Genomic DNA, 20169 nt, shown 5'->3' with positions numbered 1-20169 from the left:
AATCTTGGAAATCAATTCTATGATAAATATCTATAAAACAAGACATTATAATTTTCACTTTTTCCATAAATAAAAAAGGGATGCTTGATAAGCACCCCTAAACAACCAACAGATTGAACTATTAATCCGTAAACATATACACGGAAAGATCAACCTTTTCTATTTCGTCTGAAATCGTATCTCCATACATTGTAAGACACACCCGATAACGGTCAATACTTCTTTGAATCTGTTGCAAGGTAGGTTTCTCGGGATATTCCGAACTGGCAAAAGTTACCAGTTCTTCACCATTCTCACTGGTACCAACCACCCGGAAGTGATGACGTACAATCCAAGTTCCGTCCGGCTGTTGCTCGATAGGCTTAGCAATCCCACGCGGTAAGATATTTTTTTGATCCATGTCTTTTGATATGTTTAATTAGTTGTTTTCTATGGTTATATTTATTCTTCAATACAAACTTTTCAAAATGTCCTTCGATATAAACATATTCCCACCATTCAGGAAGTAACATCGCTGCAATTCTACGGCGGATATTGTACGTTGCAAAGTGTTTCATCAGGCCATAATAAGAGTTCATCGTACTCACAAACTTCTCAACATACGCTTCTGCAAATCCATTTTCAGCTATTCTATTAAATTTCCTGACAGCGTTATATGTGTTACCAACCACCCTGTCAGATACATAAATTCTACCAGGCAAAATGAACGCCCCTACAAACAAGACTCCTTTTTTATAATGCTGAAGATACAGTTTGCGTGGATGCAACCGTAAAAGGAGTTGTTCTTTCAGGAAACCATCAAGAAGATGGACTTTGGACAATATTTCTTCCGGTGATTTCACTACGATACAAAAGTCATCAACAAAGCGTACATAATACATGAATCCCAGTATTTCCATCACGAAATAATCATATACAGACGCCAGAAAGTTGGCTATGAGTTGCGACGGCAGGTTCCCGATAGCCACTCCCCTGTCAGGGTCATTATGAAACAGACTTTTATTACTGGGAAGTTTGTCCCACATGGAGACGGGAGAGCGTCTGATACACTTATTTTGTGGACAATGAAAGATAGTAACGGCTAGAAGGTAAAGCAAACATTCAATATCATCGCCTTTATAATTGTCCCTTACGAATATGTTCAGCATTTCCCATACCAACGATTTCGAGATAGACATGAAGAAACTGAACAGGTCATCTTTGAAAATGTACGCATCGGCAGTATAATTCTCACTGACCTCGACTATCATGTTATTCAGATAGTGCACGGCAGACAAGCATCCCTCACCTTTCCGGCAGTTCTTGGAGACGTTTCCTTGTTCCCGGAAGCGTTCCTCTAAGATCGGCTCGATACGAAGAGCGATCCAGTGATGGACAACACGATCAATGAAAGCGGCGGCAAAAACCTCCCGATATACCGGGTAAGTCCGTATGAATACTTTTGAAAAGTCCGGTACATATTCACCGTAAATAATAGAATACCATAGCCGCACCAATGCGGACTGATAATCATTATAGAACTCAACACAATCCGTACTCGTTCTTTTCTGCCTGGCACAATCTTCGGATGCTTCGAAAATACTGCTAAGAAGTATGTCATAGATTATATTACCTGTTGCGGCGAGGGGACGAACCCGGTTCGCGTTCTGGCGGTTGTTCGTGTTGACGTTGCCGTTGTTGAAGTTCACGTTCCAACTGCTGGAAGCCGTTGCATCCGCTATCTTAGTCTTTCCCGGCTCATCACCGGGGGGATGCCCAATAAATAATTCTAATTGCTCACTCATAATCCCCTTGGCGATTATGACTCCGGCTTTGCGACTTGTTGCGATCCGTTAGCTTTTTGCCGTTGGAGATCTGCAACCGTTTTTTTGTACCAGCCGGTACTTTGCTTACCGATGCTCTCTGCAAGCAGACAGATTTCGGCTGTTTGAGTCAGGCTGGTCAAATGTCGTTCTTCACACACTCTTAGCAGTAATTTCAATGCATCAAACTCACACAAAAACTTCATCAGATAATCTGCACGGTGCTCAAGGTTCATATCTGTATTTGCATAACGGATATATTCGCAACAATGGACGGCAAGCATCATCAACTCCGTACCAAATTCATACCGGAACGCCTTGGGGAATTGTTGCCGGGCATCAATGATAAGATTCAGAAGCTTATACATCGAATTTGATATAGGAAGGTCTTGTGTAAGTGCCATGTTAATTTTTTAATATTTTAATGTATGTATTAGAGGGCGCAAAGTTAATAACTGTAAAGTAATTAACACAATTTTAGCACAAAAAAGTGAAACTGAAAAGCCCCTACCGGGGCTTTTATTTAGCTAACTCTCTAAGGGATAAAGAATTAAAGAGATAAAGTGTTTATTGCGGCGAGCGGACGAACCCGGCTCGCGCCCTGGCGGTGGTTCGTGTAGACGTAGCCGTTGAAGAAGTACACGTACCAACTGCTGGAAGCGTCATATTCGGTACTAGACCAATACCAGTCGTTTGTAAATATATTTTGATTGCCAAACATAGAAGTTATGAGCTCATTGATTTCGGTTTTATACTTGGCCATAAGCATAAGTTCACCCAATGCGGGCAGGTTCCACACGGTTGTATCTTCAATTCCGTCAGATTCAAGCGTACAGGCTTTATAGGCTCTGGCAACTTCGGCGGCAGGGGCGCCGACAGTTCCCTGGGTGTCCTTGACGCCTGCAAGGGTTTCTATTATAACATCGGTATTTTCCTTGCCGTCGAAGGTATCATAGAGTCCTTGGTTACCACTGCCGTAGTTTTTCAGGCCGCGTAGGTCAGTTCCGTAGCCACCCCATTTGAACGTTTTATTGCCGCCTGCGTCAACGCAGTCGCTTTTGGCGATAATGAACTGGTGGCATTCGGCGCGAAGTCGGATGCCGATACGGATATACTTGGAGCGGTTATTTGCGCTCATGGAGTTCCATTCGGAAGCCGTGAAAAAGACTTGTTCACCGTCTTCAATCCGGAGCGTAGCCAAAGAAAGGTCAAGAAGCGTACCTGACCATTGCATATATTTGGCGATGTCGCTTGCGGGGGTGTTTTCATTCACGGTTGTAAAACCTATTGATTTTAAGGCTTCTATCTGGTCTTGTTTATTCAAGCGCAGAAGCATGGCGTTGGCGATATTTTTATCCATTTTATTGTATAATATTAAGTTAATACTATTCGGAAGCAACAGCTCTCACATGAAGAAGGGCTGAATTTTTGTTTTGATTCGTAATACGCCCGGTATTCAGTTCGAACGCCCAGGCGGAGTTAGTATCCCAAATTGTTGATGACCAGTAGTATTTATCAGTCATCAGCATACTGTCACTACTCCAAAAGGTACGCATCATCTCATTGATTTTATCCCGGTAGCGGTACATCAGAAGCATTTGGCCAGATGAAGGAAGGAACCAGTTGGATTCATCCTCGATACCGTCACTTTCCAAAGTGTAGGCACGGTATGCACGGGCGGCTTCGGCAGCCGGCGCACCGATTACACCGCTATTGTTTTGGTCTTTCAGGCCAGTGATAATCAGGTCGGTATCTTCCTCACCCGTGAAGCAGCCGTACATGGCACCCAGTCCTTTTTGGTTCAGGCCGTCTATGGCTTTACCCTGACCGCCCCAATAGAAGGTAGTAGTCATATCGGCATTATAGCACTCCTGGGCGGCGATTACGAAGGAGTGTCCATGGGCACGGATACGAAGCCCGCGTTTGATATACAGTTGCTTATTAGCGAGCGTAAGGGAGTTCCATTCGGCAGCAGTAAAGTATGCCTTGGAGTTATCCGAAATACGATTACAGGCAAGATGCAGATCAAGCAGACCGGCGGCCCACTTGATACGTTGTCCAAATTCAGATGCGCGGGAATTCTCGGTGACATCCGAGAAGCCCACGGCGTTCAGTGCTGCCACTTGTGCCTGTTTATTCAAGCGAAGCAGCGTTGCGCTTTGTTCATTCGTCATAGTTACTTGTTGATTAAATCATTAATATCCATATTGTCTTCAGCGAAGCGTTCGAGATATTCTTCGTAGGTTTCGCCGTTATAATATTCAAGGACTTCATTGATGTTGTCCAGCGTTACGTTATCGTAGTACGGTTCTCCGCCATAAGACTCATTATTGAACCAGTTGATCAGGTCGATGTAGGCATCTATGACGGTAAGGATGACAAGGCCGTCGATACCGGATTCAAGGGATTCGATTTCATCCGTTTCACGGATAACTGTCAGTTCATACGTGCCGTTGACTACCGGTTTATCCTGTCTGTTGCCGTCCTCATCCATTCCGGCAACTCCATATTCGAGAATGGCAAGAAGCTCGGAGCCGTCAGCCTTCAGTGTCATGTTCGAGATACGGAGCATGGAAAGTTTACGGGATGCCGTTTGTGAAGCGAGGACGTCACGGAGCATCTGAATGGCGTCAAGTTTAGGCGACGTTTCAAGACGCAGGCGTTGGACGTTCGGCATGGATTCTATTTGCAGGCCGGACGGGGCGGAAAGACCTGTATAGGTCAGTTCAGGAAGACCGACAAAACGGAGGCTTGTCATTGTTGCTGGAAGAGAGATGTCATTAATCGGAGAAGTCTCTGCAAGAGTGATGTTCTCCAGTTTGCTACCGGACGCATTGATATGGGCGATACGTGGGCATTTGTCGGTGACGAGCGTAGCGATTTGTGTGTTCCGGATATCGAGTGATACGAGGAAGGGCATTTCGCCGCAGTTCAGCGAGGTAAGCGGTGCGTAAGAACCGATGGATTGTTCTGTATGGGTGTCAGAGCCCAAGATAAGGGTTTCCACAAGTTGCATGGCGGAGAAGCTCACCGTACTTGACAGGGAGATTTCAGACAGGTCGAGCAGCTTCATGCGGTCAGCCTGATAGATATACAGCAAGGCGCCTTCCTCATGTGAGAAGTTGGTGAATACATATTCTTCGCCCGCTTCAAGGAAGCAGCTTTCGGAAAGGTTGCCGCTAGCGTCATTGCCGACACCGAAGTAACCGTTTTTAGCAGCGACAATCCGGATGGTGGCGTTTGATTTGGAAGATACGCGCCCGGAAATTACACCGCTGAAGAAATCACCGGTTTGGAAATAGCCGTCACGAATACGCCAACGTCTTTCGATGAAAGACGGAAGGGCGGTAAGTCCAAGACCTTGCAGGGCATAGAAGTAAATAGCATCAGAGGTGGCGGTATAGGAGATGTATTTCCGTTCACCGTCGTAAGAACTAACCAGTTTCTGCCATTTTTTGAGCCGTTTGTCAATGAAGAAATGCGTAGCTCCTTCGGGTGAGAACGGGTGCAGGGTGACGCCGTCAATGGTCGCCTGAACGTTACGCATGGCGGCGGCAACGGTACGCAGGGAGAGTTCCGTACCGGATGAGTCAGTCCACACTACTTGCTGGAGATAGATGTTATTAAACAGAACGGAGCCGTAGCCAGCATAAGGGTTAGTGAATGTTTCATCGCTCGTCCGGTTGGGGTCCACCTCGGCGTCAACCGTGCAACCACCGTCGTTGTCCTTGCTATTGAGCGTATCACAGTCATAGATTTTATTCAGGTACATGCGCATGGCATCCTCGGAGCTGTACACACCGTCTGTTACGGAAGCATACTCTTCCAAGAACCACATCGGCTGCATATTCTTGGCGCGTTGGTCAGTGGCGGCAAGGTAGTCGGTGAAGATGTCATAACTCAAGACACTTTCTGGGCAGGCGTATTTATACAGGTTTTCCTTCCATGTTCTTTGCCAGTTCCCGCCTTTGGAGTAATCGCAGGAATCACAGAAGCGCAACCATCGGTAGAGGTTATACGGCACTTTCTTACCCAAAGCGTAATCAATGGCGAGCTGGTCATCATCGACAAGCGATTCAAAGTAGTAAGTCCATGCCGGGAAGGTATCAGCAGAGATAGTTCCGTTATCCACGAGTTTTTGAACCCATGAGGACTTGTCCGTTTTCATGGCCATCATATCCTGAACAGAACCGACGCCCTGAAACCAGTCCATACCTTGGTAGTTAAGAAGTTCGAAGCCTTCAACCGGATTCAGGATGTCACCGGTGACATTCCATTTGCCGTTTTCATACTTCATGGAACCGGACTGCTTTTTCCAGACACCATCCTGGTACCTCATTATCCGGTATGAGCTGCCACAATACAGGGAAAGCAGGTACACACTGTCCGTATCGAGGCCGTCAGTCTGTTTGAAGCGTATCTCAATTGCGTCTAAAGTTTCGTCAGGAGTACCGAAGAACTCTATGAAGTCACCATAATTCAGGCAACCTTTGTTATAGCCGGGGGTATCTTTGAAGCCGAGGGCAAACTGTTCCCCTTTGTCTTCTTTCCAGTTGCCTTTGGCATGGAAATAGACGTTTTGCAGGCTGTCATCCTTACACCGATAGGTGGCTACCGGGTGATTGGCGGTAGAGTGGTTCATCTGCAAATCTTCGATATGCAAGTCACCGCTGTCAAATGTTCCGTCAAATGCACGTTGGACAGGTGTCATATAGTTACCACCCAAGGCACGGTATGTAACGTTCATCATTTCACAGGCGCCGCAGTCGTTCGCATTGCCGGAATCGGAGTAATCGACTTTTACGGTAATGACATCGACCGGGATTGTATTATCACCGACCTGTACTTTGTTGATGGCAGCCAAGGCTATTGCACGGCGTCCTTCCTCCGTCGTATCGTCCGGATTAAGTAATATGATTCGAGTGTCCTTGTTTTTGCCTTTGCTCTTGGCGAGGTAGTAGCGTTTATTCTTTACCGGGCGTTTGGCAGAGGTGGTTCCCTGGTTGCGGGTTTGGACACTCACGGCCTTGAAGTTACGCCACGGGCGTTCGGGGTCAAAGTAATAGAGCGTGATGTATATCTTCGTACTGGTGGAAGTGGTGCCGTCCAGTGCTTCTATATCGGAGCCTTCATAGGGGCATTCGACAATGTAAGGCATACCGCGTGAATAGATTTCGGCAGCCGACGGGCGGCTTTGGGTACTACCCTCGGCTGTCTGGCTTTTAAGGATGTCCTCAAAGGCGTATTCCTTCACCATTACCTCTGTATCGGTCAGACGGACAAGGTAGTTCTTGAACGCCTGTGCCCATTCCATATAGGAGTTCCAGGCCATCATGTAATAAAGATACAAATCACCCAGTTTGCCATCCATCGTTATATACTTGGTCTGAATCAGGGAGCCGCCGCCCGGAACATAACCAAGGCAGGCGACTTCCTCACCGCTGAGGAAGAGTTTCATCATGGAATACCGTGTGCCGTCACGTTCAACGTAGTTGCTTGCAGGTTCAACAACCACGGCTACGGTTATCTTTTCACCCTGTCGATAGGCGCGTTCTTCACGACGGGAAACGCCATTGTTACAGAAGATGCCGACCACCCGGCCGGTGACATAGAAGCCGGCACCGGACGTTTCGTCATAGCAGCTAAGGAGCAGGGCATCATCATCGGTCACGTTCTTGGAAGCGAAAGCGAACTGGATGGCGGCACCGTTGGATTCGATGGACGAGCCGGCAAACGGGGCATGGTTTAATGACACGCCCACATTCTCGGCTACGCGAAGGCAGTTCTCACCCAAGAATGTGCCAAAACCGTTGGTAGTCCAGTTGGCACCGTCCACTTTCATTTCATAATTACCGCTGACAATGCTATGGTCAGTTTCCTGATTGGTACGGGATGAGAAGTCAAAGTTATAGATGGCGCCTTCTTTTATGGCGGCGTCAATGGCGGAACCGCTAACTGTCACCCGGACAGGTTCGCTAGTCACGTCCTTGCATACGGCAGTATAGTTGACCGTATCGGTGCCGTCAGCCTTGTAGCCCTGCAGTTGTTGTTTGACCTGATAGGTTTTGTTACGACTGGCAGCAATTTGTGTTACCTGCACGTTATTGGCTTTCACGCTGACGGGTGAAGTCATTTCCAACGGGTCATAACAGGCAACATCAAGTTCTACGGTTTCGTACAGTCGGACTACTCCACCGTTTTTATCATCGTATCTCAAGGCGACAAGAGGTGTGGAACTATTCGGGTCAATTACCATGACAGCCGTGTAGATGACATTTCCTTTCACTCCGGATGCGACATCCGTTCCTTGGATGCGCAAGGGATAGGTACCGTGTTCTAGGCCGAGGGAAGCAGGGCGGATTACAACGGAGTGCGAGTAGTTGTCATTTACAACGGTGGTAGACAGGGATTGCCATTCACCATTAATCTTGATGTCAACCTGGGCACTGATACCTTTATCAGAGGTGTTGTTTCCGAACTTATAGAGTGGAAGGCTGAAACTTTCAGTTGTCGGAGTAAGCAGAGTTTCAGGGGTATAGTTGAGCACCTGCACACAGGTACAGGTAATATCAACAGCTGTTACATTGACATTCTTGGAACCGGTGTTGCCGCTTTCGTCAGTGGCTATCAGCTTGAATTTCCGAGTACCGGCAGCCGTAAAGTATGTGGTGAAGTCCAGTTCAAAGGAGAAGTCCTTCATGTCACCGGAAGATGCTTTGTTGACGGTTTCAGTCCAGACGGTAAGCCCGCTTTCACGGTCTACGAGTTCCAGTTTCTCAATCAGGTTGTCAGAGGATTCGACACCGTTCGAGGTCACGGAACGAATGGCGGCAAAGGTTCGTAGCGTGGAGCCGTAAGAGCCATAGACAGGTGTCGACTGGAAAGCAATGGCAACAATGGTACCACCAGTTTGACCGCCGCCACCCGTGCCGATAGCGAACTGCACTTCATCGCCAAGGGTTTCACCGGCAGCGTTCTTCATCTGAAGTTTTACAATGCCTTCTGTTTCCACGTTTACGTCGAGGTTAGCCGGAACATAGGCATAGGCGCCACCAGTTGAAAAGGCGTCCTTTCCCCCTTCCGCCGGTTCATCGGAAGTTTCAAAAACGGAACCGCCACCACCATTCCCGAAGGGTTTCCAAAGAGAAGGGGTCGCAAAATCGGACACAGCACCCTGGAACTGCCGGGTTTCCATTTCATACTCGCCTGTTTTGTAAGTAATGATGAGACCCGTTCGCTCATATTTGACGCCAGATTCCTGTTGATAGGAGACAATGGCGGCAATAGCGGTTTCAAGGGTATAGTAGCCGTCTTTCAATGGGCGGATCTCATCAACAATGACGATGGGGTGTGTTACATCGTCAGCGGGCGTGCCGCTCTTCATATCCTCAAGGGCTTGCTTATCCTCGGCGGACAAAAGGCCGGCTTGTTCAAGGGTAGCAGAAGGCAGACGGAAGCTGTCATCCGTTTCTTTACCGGTTGTTTTGGACACTTTCTTAAAATACACATCGAGATAGGAAGCGTCAGACAGGACGGAGAAAGAACCCGGTTTGATTATATCGGAAGGGATATTTTTCATTGTATCTTCCAAAGACTTTCCACGGTTGCCGGGGAAAGCTTCTTCTTCACCTTCCCCAAGAGACAACGGTTCAGGCAGACATTCAGAAGGAACTTTACTTTCTTCGTTCAAAGGAGCGATACCGTTCGCTTTTCCTATCCTTTCCTCAAAGTCATTTATTACAGAAGTCCATTTGCCCCATGCAACACTCTCATTGGAAACAATACCTATTCGTGAGATTGTACAAACTGTACCTAAATATACACCTTCGGCATTGTCTGACATGGTAGCCAGTTGTATACACGAAGTGAATGATTGACAAACCTTATTAAGCTCCAACCGTTCAATTTGTATATTTACAGGAATCTTAGACGAATCAACAGACAAAATACACCGATAATTCCCAATAGAAGAATCCCCGGAATACATTGTTTTTAATTTATCTTTAAAGCTACCAATAGTAGTAAAAGAGCCAATACTTTTAAATGGGTCAGTCAAAGGATTGGATTTATCAGACACTCCTGTTATACGTTTCAATAACTCGGCGTCTCCATCCGATAAATCTTTTGCAATCTTATTGACATTCTCCACTAATGCATCAAAATCCCCATTCACCATTTTAGCAATGGTACTTGAAAGCAAATCAATAGATATTTTCCGACCACCACTAACTTCAACATACATATCTCTAGATAGCTCTGTTGTATCAGCCAGTTGTTCTATTGTAAGACTGTTTGTCTTCAACGCTTGCAGCACAAGGCTAATAATTTGTTGTTTCTCTGACTCTGTCATTTTATTCTATCTTTATTGTTTAAAACTATTATATTAATTTGATGACGGATCAGAAACTTCATCAGAAGCAACAGGTAACGTATCAACAAATTCACCGTCCCAAGTCACCTCATAATAAGTCCTATCATCAGTTCCTTTCAAGAACTCTAATATACCTCCTGATAATAAATCAATATCGTATGAACTTCCCTTTTGAGAAAATTGAACTTCATTCGAATAACCTCCCAAGACAACTGTAATCTGATTAACTTCCGAAGTTACGACACCAGCGCTTGTGAGATTAAAAGGTATCATGAACGTCACCCCACTATTAGCCGGTTTATCCAAAATCACTTTACAACTATAATTATGAGATGTAAAAAGACTAGTCATAATCTTCTGATAATGCACATACAACTTACCGGTGATTACTGACGTATATTCTTCTACAGCTTCACCACCAGACTTTATGCTCCTCAACTCTCCACTGTCAGATGTTATCCTATAAGTATCATTTTGAATTCTTCTTATAGACATTTGGTTGTTCCACTCCAAAACAGGATTAATCGTTTTTACCCTCTGTAACATTTGATTGAATACAAAACTCTTCAATCCTTCGATTTGCTGGTTAAGTTCCGGAACATTACTTTCCTTTCTTGCATATCGAATACCATCAAAGTAGACGTAATTACAGCATAAGACACGATTCAATAATTCAGCAAACCATACAGGGCATCCCATCCCATTTCCAAGCGTGAATAATATAGTTGTATATTCGTGGCTGAATAGCTCAACAATATCCTCATCAGAAGTCACGAACTGCTCATTATCCACACCGAACGTCCATCCGTTATCTTTGAAACCACCAGGAACTCGAAAATCAAAAAAGTATTGCATCCCATCTATCCACCAGACAGCATCAAGACGCTGCTTATTATCTTTCATTGAATACTGAATAAGGCTGGTTTCTGATAACTCACACTCATCATCCGTAACTTTAAAAATCTCACTCGTATTCCCATTAACTGTTACAGTATAATATCCACATGGAAGCAATGAAATGTTATAGAAATAGAGAATCTTATCATCATTCATCTTCCATGAGCTTAATGATACAAGTGTAGATATATTACTTAAAAGATTATTAATGTAAACAATAGGCTCCTGCTCTTTGGGTGTCAAAATCAATTCAACAAAAATCCTGTCTGTACGTGCGAATAACTGCACATATTTACTTTTCGCTCCAAATTTATCGGTAGACGGAGAAAAAAACAGTGGGGTAAACGGACTTATAATCATATTCTAGGCTTTTGTTATTGAACGGACAAATAAATCATACTTCACTCCCTCGTTTCTCTCAACTGTACTACTCACCTCTTTGATGTAACCTTCGTAAACAAGGCCACCTTTTTGAATCTTAATCGTTCCATCATCTGTTTGTGGAATATCCTCATCAAAGGTTGTAAATGAAACATCTCCACAAGTGACCAAATGCTCTTCAAGTATAAAGTCATCAGTTAATTTCACATCATTGACTATAACATTGCTATTCCCATCCGAAGAAGCATAATGAAGAGAATCAGCGAACATGCCAATATACTTAGCATTAGCTTTCAACATAGCTTTCTGCCAATACATAACATTAAACATTGCATCAGGATTTAGAACACCTGCAATCTTCCAATCCGCATTCCTTTCTAGTACATATTCCGCTTTCCCAATAACCTTATTATAAGCGAGCATTGCGCCAACGATAAACACATCATTATCACTTTCGTTATCAGTAGAACTACTTCCCCTTTTCTGTGACACGATTTCCAAGCCATAAGCATCTGCACGATAAGGGCTCACTAACTCTAGTGTATTATCTGTTACTTGCAATCCAGTAGTATATTCAGCAGTAAATCGAAATTCATCACGACCATTCAAGCATTCATAATCAACTTTATCATAACCAACTTTAACTCGTGCATATATCCTAGAACTGTCTACTTTAAATTGAAAATCTGAAATGTTTCTTGATATATTCTTATTACCATTAAAAGTAAATAAGCTGTCACGATGGACAAACTTTACAATATCCCCCTCAATCTTCTGAACAAAGCCAAAACAGGCTTCCATCCAGTCTACAAACTTCGTATATGAGGTATATAATTTAGCAGACAATATCCCACGAATACTTTCGGCAGCCAAAATAAGGCAATTGTCCAACCGATTGTCTACACCGGAAGCTATCTCGCCTTTTATACCCCCTTTACCACCATTCATACTTTTGAGCAAACTATTCAGAACAGTAATAGGTTTTACCACATCTATATTGATAGGTGATGCTATTGAAGTCCATTTAATCTGTAGTGAATATTTAGAAAAATACACCTTTCCAGGTCCGTTAACATTCATATTACCTATCGGATCATGTATGACAAATTGAAGACATTCACCATCTTGAAGATCTATTGCATAAACATCCCGATATTGTTCGGGTCTATAAGTGTCTTTTTCTGTTGTATGTGTATTTCCTGAATAATCGGTATTTATCCAACTCGCAATAGTGCTTGTGGTACCGTTCCCATCAACTTTAGCAAGTGTCAACATTACATCTCCTCTGCCTAAATAAAAGTTGAATTCGGGGGTTATATATACCTTGACTGGTTTATGCGCCCTTAAAAAAGCAGGTACAGAAGTATCTAAAGTCACAGAATTTATTTCTACAGGACTATCTGATTCTGGTAAGTCTTTTTCTACGACTTCCAATGGAAGAGACTGGAATATAGTTTTTCCTGTTATATCTCTTGAGAAATCAACATATTGCCCTCCATCTTCTAAAGAGTATCCACCACATATATAGTTCGCGTAGTAATTAAACGGTAGTCTATCATAATAAAGCTGATATACATCTTTTATCTCATCTACCGAATATTCGTACTGCGTTCCTTTGTTAGCCTTTATGATATTAGCGACACTATCATCTATCGAATTAATAGAAACAGTATTTCCATCATAGGTCAATGAACCGAAATCCAGTCGGCAACTGAAGAATTCTTCATAAGTATGAGAATTAGTTATAGTATAAACAGTGATACTAGCATTAGAAGCTAGGTATTTGCTCAAATACTCCTCCAATATGAGATCATAGGCTTCTCCCACAAACTGGAATTTTGAAGTAAAGGTTCTAGTTATTCCTTCAAGTCCGGAGCGTTTACGGGAAAACTTTATTTCATCCCAATTCTGAATACAAGATTTGGGAATATCATAGGAAATACTATCAACGGTAAGTACATATTTACAAAGCATTTTAACTCCTTTTGAACGTTCACGAGCAAATATATAGAAAAAGCCAACCGGTTTTCCGATTGGCTAAATTCTTGAAAATCACGCATTACAAAACACAGATGTAAGCATCAGATTTTAAGCATATTACGAAATTATCTAGTAAAAATAGAATTTATAAGGTAACCGGAATCAACTTAAAAACTATGTATCAATATAGTCTTTATATAAGATTTTATTCACTTTCAACTTATAAACGTTATTAGGATCATAATCCATCTTAAAATACTGAACTCCTTCTCCTAAAATTTGCATTATATTCTTTACACTACTTTCAACGCATCTATAACCGAAATAAATCGCTTCAATCATAGAGTTCTTATCAAGAGGAATTTGAAGATGATCATCTTTACAGCTTGGGTCATAACTAATTAATCTTATTTCATTTTCATATTTCCATTCTGTAGATTTCCATATAAACAAACTATTTGTATCTTTCTTTTTAGTTAAAATATCACATTTCTCATTTTTAGAGAGATAATGCACCCTCTTTAAATATTTATGAGAATAACCATTACCCTGAGCCTGTTTTATAAATACCGTTGAAAGTTTATATCTAATACAAAAACCTTTATGAGCATCAGCATAATGAGACCACATGACCACCTTTCTTATTAGGTTATTATCTAAACTTAATTTTTTATTTCCGACAAAACTTCTAATTTTAAAATATTGAAAAGAGTCACTGAAAGGCTTTATATGAGCATTATTTTTACAAATTCTATTCAAATTACTTTCACTTGACCACAAAAGAAATAGACTATCAAAGGGGTCATTCATTTTAGAAGGATGACACACTGTTATAGTATTTGATATTAAATCAGACAAAGAATAAATACTCACACTTCTAAATGAATAAACAATTCCTGACTTTACACCGTCAAAATCAGACTTTAATTGGATAGAATAATACTGTGACTTTATGTAAAATTCAGTCGCTTTATCTTGTTCACCTAGGATTGCATATATTTCTCCTGCAGCTCTATAAACATATGCTTGCAAAGAAGGGAAAAAAGTTCCCAACTCACACTTTAAATCATTTTCATCATACGCTTCAATCATATGAATAGAAGTATTAATTTCTATCATTGCGTTAGATAAATCTTGCTTATCCAAATACACACGTGCTTTCAAATAATGTGCCTGATAACAATCTATATCATCCAACCTAGAAAAATACTCTTCTTGCGTTATTTTAGAACCATAAAATTCATTAGCAAGTACCTCCAATTCATTTGTGGTTATTATTTTTTCATCCATTATAGTTTATAAAAAAATTATTCAAAATTAAATATTCAAACATAATATATTTTCGTGATATTATAAAGTTAATTCTCTAATAAGTCACACTATTAATATTTGAATTCTTGAAGTAGCATTTTCCGACCAGAAGAAATACGACTTCTTACAGTTCCAACAGGAATGTTCAGGATTTCACTTATCTCATCATATGAATACCCACTAGCATAATACATCACACTATCAATACAACGGGATTTTTTAGCACACCGTTGTATTGTGGAAACCAAATCATCAAACAGTATTGAATGAGCTGTACAGTTAGAAATGGCACTTCCGTCTACCATATCAAGCCCTGTAAAATGTATAAGGGAATTTCTATTGTATCTTATTATATAAGTATTCCTCATTATAATAAGGCACCACGGTTGAAGTGGTTTAGAACAATCAAATTTATCACGATTCACAAGTAGCTTATAAACTGTATCACCGGCTAAGTCTTCAGCATCTTGCATGGAACAGCAGAATTTTCTTGCCACCTTTAATATCCAAGGATATATTTCTGATAATTCCTTTTCAAAGTCCATTGTCAGCCCTCCTTATTAGGTGTATCTTCGGTTCGCCATTAATGCACCTTTCCACATATTTCCGGTGCATGATACTTTGTTCGTGCATTTCCTTAGCAGAACGCTCGATTGAACTAATAAGAGTGCCTATATCGGGGGGCAATAAGGCAATCATTTTTTTTACCTCGGACACTTCTGCCGTTATCCGATTACACTTCGTCTCTAATGTACGTAATTCTGACAATAAAACATTGTATAAATGCCTATTTATACAATGGATGCTGTTTTTTCTATTCATAAAAAAGTCGTTTGTGATTCTAAAGGAGATGTACAAACGACTGTATGAAATAATTCGCTTTAATTAAAAATTAATCGAATTACAGCATATATGTAATACCAATATTATCATGTGCTTCTTTTTCTGATCGATATTTCAACATCAGCTTGATGAACGATATTCGCATAGACAGCAGCATTAATTACGCGGGAATCAATACTCATTTTAAAGAATGTCATTAGAAAAGCAATCTCTGCATCAAAAGAAGAACGAATTTGTTCAGGAGTAGCCTTACTTCCTTTATGTTCCTCACTGCGTCTCTCCTCATTCCGTTTTTGCTCAAAAATTGCAGAATGAAGTAAATAATCAAGCTTCGATATAACTTGCTCATCACTCATATCCCGGATATCTACATTTAGTTGGCCCAACACCTGACGAACATCATCATAAAAGCCAAGAGAAACAAGAGTCTGACATATACGAAGGCTCAATAGTTTGGCACGTTCCTTCACCATATCCTCTTTGTCCATAATCATAGCCTGCATACCTGAAGGATTAACAATGCTTCTGTATTCGATAATTAATTTAGATGCCATCTCTTTAAGCATGCTTTCAGACACAGATCCGCGACCCGAAAGCAAACAAGCATAGTTTCCACATGAAAGCTCAATGAAATCATTCAATGTTATCTGATTTAATCTTTCAATCATAGCTATTTCAGTTTAGACAACTTATACAGTTCAAAATCACGGTTAGACGCATCCTGACGCTGCATTTTAAGACTCTTCATCAAAAGGAGATTTGTTCTATCAACTCTTTTTTCTAATCGGGAATAATCATTGAAAACAATGGTGTCACCGGAAGAAGATGCAAAATATGTCGGTGAAAATGTAGGAAAGTCCCAATCCGGCATATCAAAATTAGAGATATCTACCTTATCAACATCAGGAAAGACTTGTGCACCTTTAGGAATATCAACTAAAGTTGGAGCATCAGGAGTAATCCATGCTTTTCCAGAATACATGATAACCTCATGTTTACCAGCATCACCAACTAAAGCGGTACCGCCAGGATGCCTATCATTACCTTTAGTACCGTCTGCATAGGAAGGAATAGGAGTTGCAAGAATAGTTGCAACCTGAATTGCTCCCATGGCACCAATAACAATAGATAAAGGAATATTCGGTAAAGCTTCAGTTATTGCCAGTGCAGTGGCTATTCCAGCTTGAGCGACACTAGTCGCCTTTTCCCAAATGGCTTGTTTACGTGCCATTTCTTGTTTTTGTTTTTCTAGTTCAGCATTTTTTGCTTCTGTCAAAGATTTTGCAGCACGTTTACGCGCTTCTGCTTCTTCTTCGGAAATAGCACCTGACTCTGCCAGTTTATCAACCCGTTCAACATCTTTATCATATTTTTCATCATTAGCATCCTGCTCTTCCTCTATCTTATCAATTTGAGCATCATAAAGTGTAGAAACAAGATTTCCAATAGTCCCTACAGCTTGTGATGCAGTTTGCAACCATTTTTTGAGATTCTTTTGGCGTTCTTTTAACGCTTTATCTTCAGCTTTAGTAATATTTTGAATAGCACTTATCTGTAATTCTGCCTCCTTTTTAGCGAGAGCAGCCTTCAAAACATACAACTGAGTAACAATCTTAGTACGTTCTTCAGCAGTAATATTCTCAACGGTTAATTCCAGTTCCAAAGCTTCAATCGCTGCTTCAGTAGTCTTATGTGCATATTCAAGTTGTAAATTGTATTCCTCTATCGCATATTGCTCTTCTGTTATTAGCTTGGATGCTAACTTCTTTTTAAGAGCAAGCATATCCATTACATACGCAGCGTCACGTATCTCTTGCTCATGGGCTGCATTTTCCGCAATCAATGCTACCTGATCAGAAGCATACTTTCCGTAAATCTCTTGTTTTTTCCTAGCATATTTTTCATCTATCAATATTACATCTTCACCTGTTTTCTCTGCTGCATCAATTTCTGCTTCACGTTGCAATTCTAACTGGTGCAATTTCAAATCAAGTTCTTCCTGGGACCCCTTTTTTACAACAGCAAGAGCGTTCTCAACATCCTTCTTCTCACGATCAGAATTATACTTAATAGTAAACTCATCTAGCCTTTCCTGCATTTCCTTAGCTAAATTCTGACGTGTAGCAATTTCCTCTTTGCTATTACCCTTGACGGCAGCAATCTTCTTCGAGTAAGCAACACCAATTTTAGCAAGTTCTTTCTCCAGTCCCTCATCCATAAGAGCTAGTTCTGACTCCTGATAAGTTTCATGAATTTTCAGCTTCTCTTTGAGAGCTTTTTCCTGTTCACGTTTTTCTTTATCAGTAAGGACTGTTATACCTGAACCATTTTTGTCGTTACCCTTTGGACGGAACTTTTCTGCAATCACATCAAGTCCACGATTAAACTCATCGCTAGATGCTATTTTGAATAAGTTTTTAGAAAATTCCAACTGAGCCTTATCCGCTTTTTCTGCTTCCGACGTGTAATAGCCAAACATTTTAGCAGCACCATTCTTTATCCAAGACATATCTTCAAACTCTGATGTTGCATATTGAGCACGAGTTTTCATCCGTTTTAAAGCTTCTCTCTCTTGGGCCGTTACTTCAATACGTTTATTTTTCATTTGAATAACAGCTTTTGTGTATGCTTGTTCCTCTGTATCACCAGCATCAATAAGCCTCTTATATTCTGCCTGAAAATCTTTTTCTACTTCCAATAACTTTTTGTTCGCATCTTTTTTTGCAAGTGTTCTAAAATTATAATCTATCTTTTCTATTTTTTCTTCAGGAGATTTCAAATCATTGGCGATACCTCTTATTTTATCAGCCATCCAATTAAGAAACTCCTTAGCAGGTCCCGTTGACTCGGAGAAAGAAAGCATAAACGCTTCCCATGCTGAAGATAAGTTAGCAAGAGCTCCATGAACATTATCTCCCATCGTGTGAGCCATATCGCCCAATTCACGTTCTACACCAGTAATCTGTTCTCTAAGTGGTAATATTTTATCAACAGCGGTGAGAAAGGCATTAAAAGCGGCAACACTACGCTTATCAGTTAATTCAAGAGTAGTATTCAAGTCTACCCCTTTTTCTTTTAGCGATTTCAATCCTTCAACTAACTCAGGCAATGTTTTAACGGGCTTACCTAACGCCTTTGCCAGCTTTCCATTACTATCAGCTAAATTTAGAAAAACATTACGGGTAGCAGTAGCAGCCATTGAAGCATCAAAGCCGGCATCCGATAATTTACCCAACAAAGCCAAAGTATCTTCAATACTGAAATTAAAGGCTTTTGCAACCGGTCCAACAATTGGTAATGCAGTAGCGAGATATGAAAACGACAATGCGCTTTTGGTTGTTGCGACAGCCATCGCAGACACATATCTTTCAGTTTCTCTTGTATCAGCATTAAACATACGAAGAGAAGCACCTGCCAATGAAGCCGCATCTGCTAATTCTGCCCCGGTAGCTTGTGCAAATTTTAGAACGTGCTCTGTTGCATCTAATATTTCTTTTCGAGTAAAACCTAGTTTAGCAAGTTCTATTTGCAAATCCGTAGCTTCGGATGCAGTGTATTTCGTTGTAGCACCCAAACGTTGAGCATCCGCAGTTAACTCCTTCACTTTATCAGAAGTGGTTCCTAATATTGCAGCAAGCCTACTATTAGCTAATTCAAATTTAACAATATCACCTACTCCTTCACGCAGTTTTGTAAATAAAGCAACAACTCCACTAACAACAGCTTGTGCACCAATATATCCAGCAGCCCACCCTTTCAATCCTGCACCAACTTTGTTTAGCCCAGGAGCCATCTCCGTTTTAAGCATCATTCCAGCATTCCGGGCAATAATTCCCATGTTCTGCATGGACTTATTACCGTTCTGTATTTCAATCCATGCCGCCTTTACTTCTTCCCGATATGCACCAATGGTCATTTTCTGTTGACTATATCGATCGGAATTTCGCTTTATGTAATCAGTGTTGATTCCAATAGTAGAATTAAGACGGGCAAGTGTACGAATATAGTTTTCATCCGTATCTTTCAAAACATCAACAGCCTTTTGTAGCTGCTTATTCATTTCCTTTGCTTGTGAACGGCTATGTACTTCCTGATTAGTCAAGGTAATAGCAGTTCTGATAAGTTTTAAACGTTCTTCTTCAGATAAAACAGCTTTCTTACGAGTAGTATTACCGGCATTCTGCGCTTTTGTCAAGTTAGCTTCCGCTTTAACAGCCTTTTCCAAGGACGCAGCATTATCCGAGTTTGCCTTGGTTAGTTTCTTCAATTCAGCAGCAGATAATTTCTCTACATTTAGCTTTTCCTCTATCTTCTTACTGACAGTTTGAGTTATTTCAGACTGTTTTCTAAGAGCCTCGGTTAATTCAGCAGATGCAGAGCCAGCCGTTTTTGCTTGGGTATTATAAAGATTACTCAACTTTTCAAGATCAGCAACGCCTTCTACATTTAGTTTCAAACCTTTTGCTAATTCTTTGGCCGCATTAACATAATCAGCCCTCACACGCTCAATAGTATTATCAAGCTCCACCAATTTCTGCAAATCGTTCTCATCAACGAAATCTTTTAATTTTAAATCTGCCATAA

At 41.3% G+C, this 20169-nt stretch carries 12 protein-coding genes; all 12 read right to left on the bottom strand.

Annotation, left to right across the window (positions count from 1 at the left end; all coding sequences use genetic code 11):
* Positions 1 to 121: 121 nt before the first annotated feature.
* A complete protein-coding gene (locus Bovatus_RS02130; protein ID WP_004300310.1) occupies positions 122 to 400 on the bottom strand; it encodes a hypothetical protein in 279 nt (92 codons plus the stop codon).
* Positions 363 to 1784 (bottom strand): RNA-directed DNA polymerase, encoded by a 1422-nt coding sequence (locus tag Bovatus_RS02125; RefSeq protein WP_004300308.1) that lies wholly within the window; start codon positions 1782 to 1784, stop codon positions 363 to 365. Before Bovatus_RS02125 ends, Bovatus_RS02130 begins: the two co-directional genes overlap by 38 nt.
* 14 nt (positions 1785 to 1798) lie before the next feature.
* Positions 1799 to 2206, bottom strand: a complete 408-nt coding sequence (locus tag Bovatus_RS02120; RefSeq protein ID WP_004300306.1) for a four helix bundle protein — start codon at positions 2204 to 2206, stop codon at positions 1799 to 1801.
* 146 nt (positions 2207 to 2352) lie between these two features.
* On the bottom strand, positions 2353 to 3162 hold the full coding sequence (locus tag Bovatus_RS02115; protein ID WP_004300304.1) for an Lcl domain-containing protein: 810 nt from the start codon (positions 3160 to 3162) through the stop codon (positions 2353 to 2355).
* Between the two features lie 25 nt (positions 3163 to 3187).
* Entirely contained in the window at positions 3188 to 3976 is a 789-nt protein-coding gene (locus tag Bovatus_RS02110; protein ID WP_004300302.1) for an Lcl C-terminal domain-containing protein, read from the bottom strand.
* 2 nt (positions 3977 to 3978) lie between these two features.
* Entirely contained in the window at positions 3979 to 10152 is a 6174-nt protein-coding gene (locus tag Bovatus_RS02105) for a leucine-rich repeat domain-containing protein (protein ID WP_004300299.1), read from the bottom strand.
* A 33-nt stretch (positions 10153 to 10185) separates the two neighbouring features.
* Positions 10186 to 11430 (bottom strand): hypothetical protein, encoded by a 1245-nt coding sequence (locus tag Bovatus_RS02100; RefSeq protein WP_004300297.1) that lies wholly within the window; start codon positions 11428 to 11430, stop codon positions 10186 to 10188.
* A gap of 3 nt (positions 11431 to 11433) precedes the next feature.
* Positions 11434 to 13425: a hypothetical protein gene (locus tag Bovatus_RS02095; RefSeq protein WP_004300295.1), complete on the bottom strand. Its 1992-nt coding sequence runs from the start codon at positions 13423 to 13425 to the stop codon at positions 11434 to 11436.
* Between the two features lie 180 nt (positions 13426 to 13605).
* Complete coding sequence (locus Bovatus_RS02090) at positions 13606 to 14721, bottom strand: DUF2971 domain-containing protein (protein WP_004300293.1); 1116 nt, start codon at positions 14719 to 14721, stop codon at positions 13606 to 13608.
* 92 nt (positions 14722 to 14813) lie between these two features.
* Entirely contained in the window at positions 14814 to 15287 is a 474-nt protein-coding gene (locus Bovatus_RS02085) for an RNA polymerase sigma factor (RefSeq protein WP_004300291.1), read from the bottom strand.
* Between the two features lie 384 nt (positions 15288 to 15671).
* Entirely contained in the window at positions 15672 to 16253 is a 582-nt protein-coding gene (locus Bovatus_RS02075; RefSeq protein ID WP_004300287.1) for a hypothetical protein, read from the bottom strand.
* Positions 16254 to 16255: 2 nt separating this feature from the next.
* Entirely contained in the window at positions 16256 to 20167 is a 3912-nt protein-coding gene (locus tag Bovatus_RS02070) for a phage tail tape measure protein (protein WP_004300286.1), read from the bottom strand.
* Positions 20168 to 20169 lie beyond the last annotated feature (2 nt).

The organism is Bacteroides ovatus (assembly GCF_001314995.1).
In the GTDB taxonomy this organism is placed as follows: domain Bacteria; phylum Bacteroidota; class Bacteroidia; order Bacteroidales; family Bacteroidaceae; genus Bacteroides; species Bacteroides ovatus.
Note: the sequence above shows the minus strand (reverse complement) of the source record. Positions and strands in the feature narration are given on the sequence as shown.

Coding starts and splice junctions, on each gene's coding strand:
- Bovatus_RS02120 (WP_004300306.1), bottom strand. CDS start 2,206: ATGGCACTTACACAAGACCTTCCTATATCAAATTCGATGTATAAGCTT.
- Bovatus_RS02110 (WP_004300302.1), bottom strand. CDS start 3,976: ATGACGAATGAACAAAGCGCAACGCTGCTTCGCTTGAATAAACAGGCA.
- Bovatus_RS02070 (WP_004300286.1), bottom strand. CDS start 20,167: ATGGCAGATTTAAAATTAAAAGATTTCGTTGATGAGAACGATTTGCAG.
- Bovatus_RS02075 (WP_004300287.1), bottom strand. CDS start 16,253: ATGATTGAAAGATTAAATCAGATAACATTGAATGATTTCATTGAGCTT.
- Bovatus_RS02130 (WP_004300310.1), bottom strand. CDS start 400: ATGGATCAAAAAAATATCTTACCGCGTGGGATTGCTAAGCCTATCGAG.
- Bovatus_RS02095 (WP_004300295.1), bottom strand. CDS start 13,425: ATGCTTTGTAAATATGTACTTACCGTTGATAGTATTTCCTATGATATT.
- Bovatus_RS02105 (WP_004300299.1), bottom strand. CDS start 10,152: ATGACAGAGTCAGAGAAACAACAAATTATTAGCCTTGTGCTGCAAGCG.
- Bovatus_RS02100 (WP_004300297.1), bottom strand. CDS start 11,430: ATGATTATAAGTCCGTTTACCCCACTGTTTTTTTCTCCGTCTACCGAT.
- Bovatus_RS02125 (WP_004300308.1), bottom strand. CDS start 1,784: ATGAGTGAGCAATTAGAATTATTTATTGGGCATCCCCCCGGTGATGAG.
- Bovatus_RS02115 (WP_004300304.1), bottom strand. CDS start 3,162: ATGGATAAAAATATCGCCAACGCCATGCTTCTGCGCTTGAATAAACAA.
- Bovatus_RS02090 (WP_004300293.1), bottom strand. CDS start 14,721: ATGGATGAAAAAATAATAACCACAAATGAATTGGAGGTACTTGCTAAT.
- Bovatus_RS02085 (WP_004300291.1), bottom strand. CDS start 15,287: ATGGACTTTGAAAAGGAATTATCAGAAATATATCCTTGGATATTAAAG.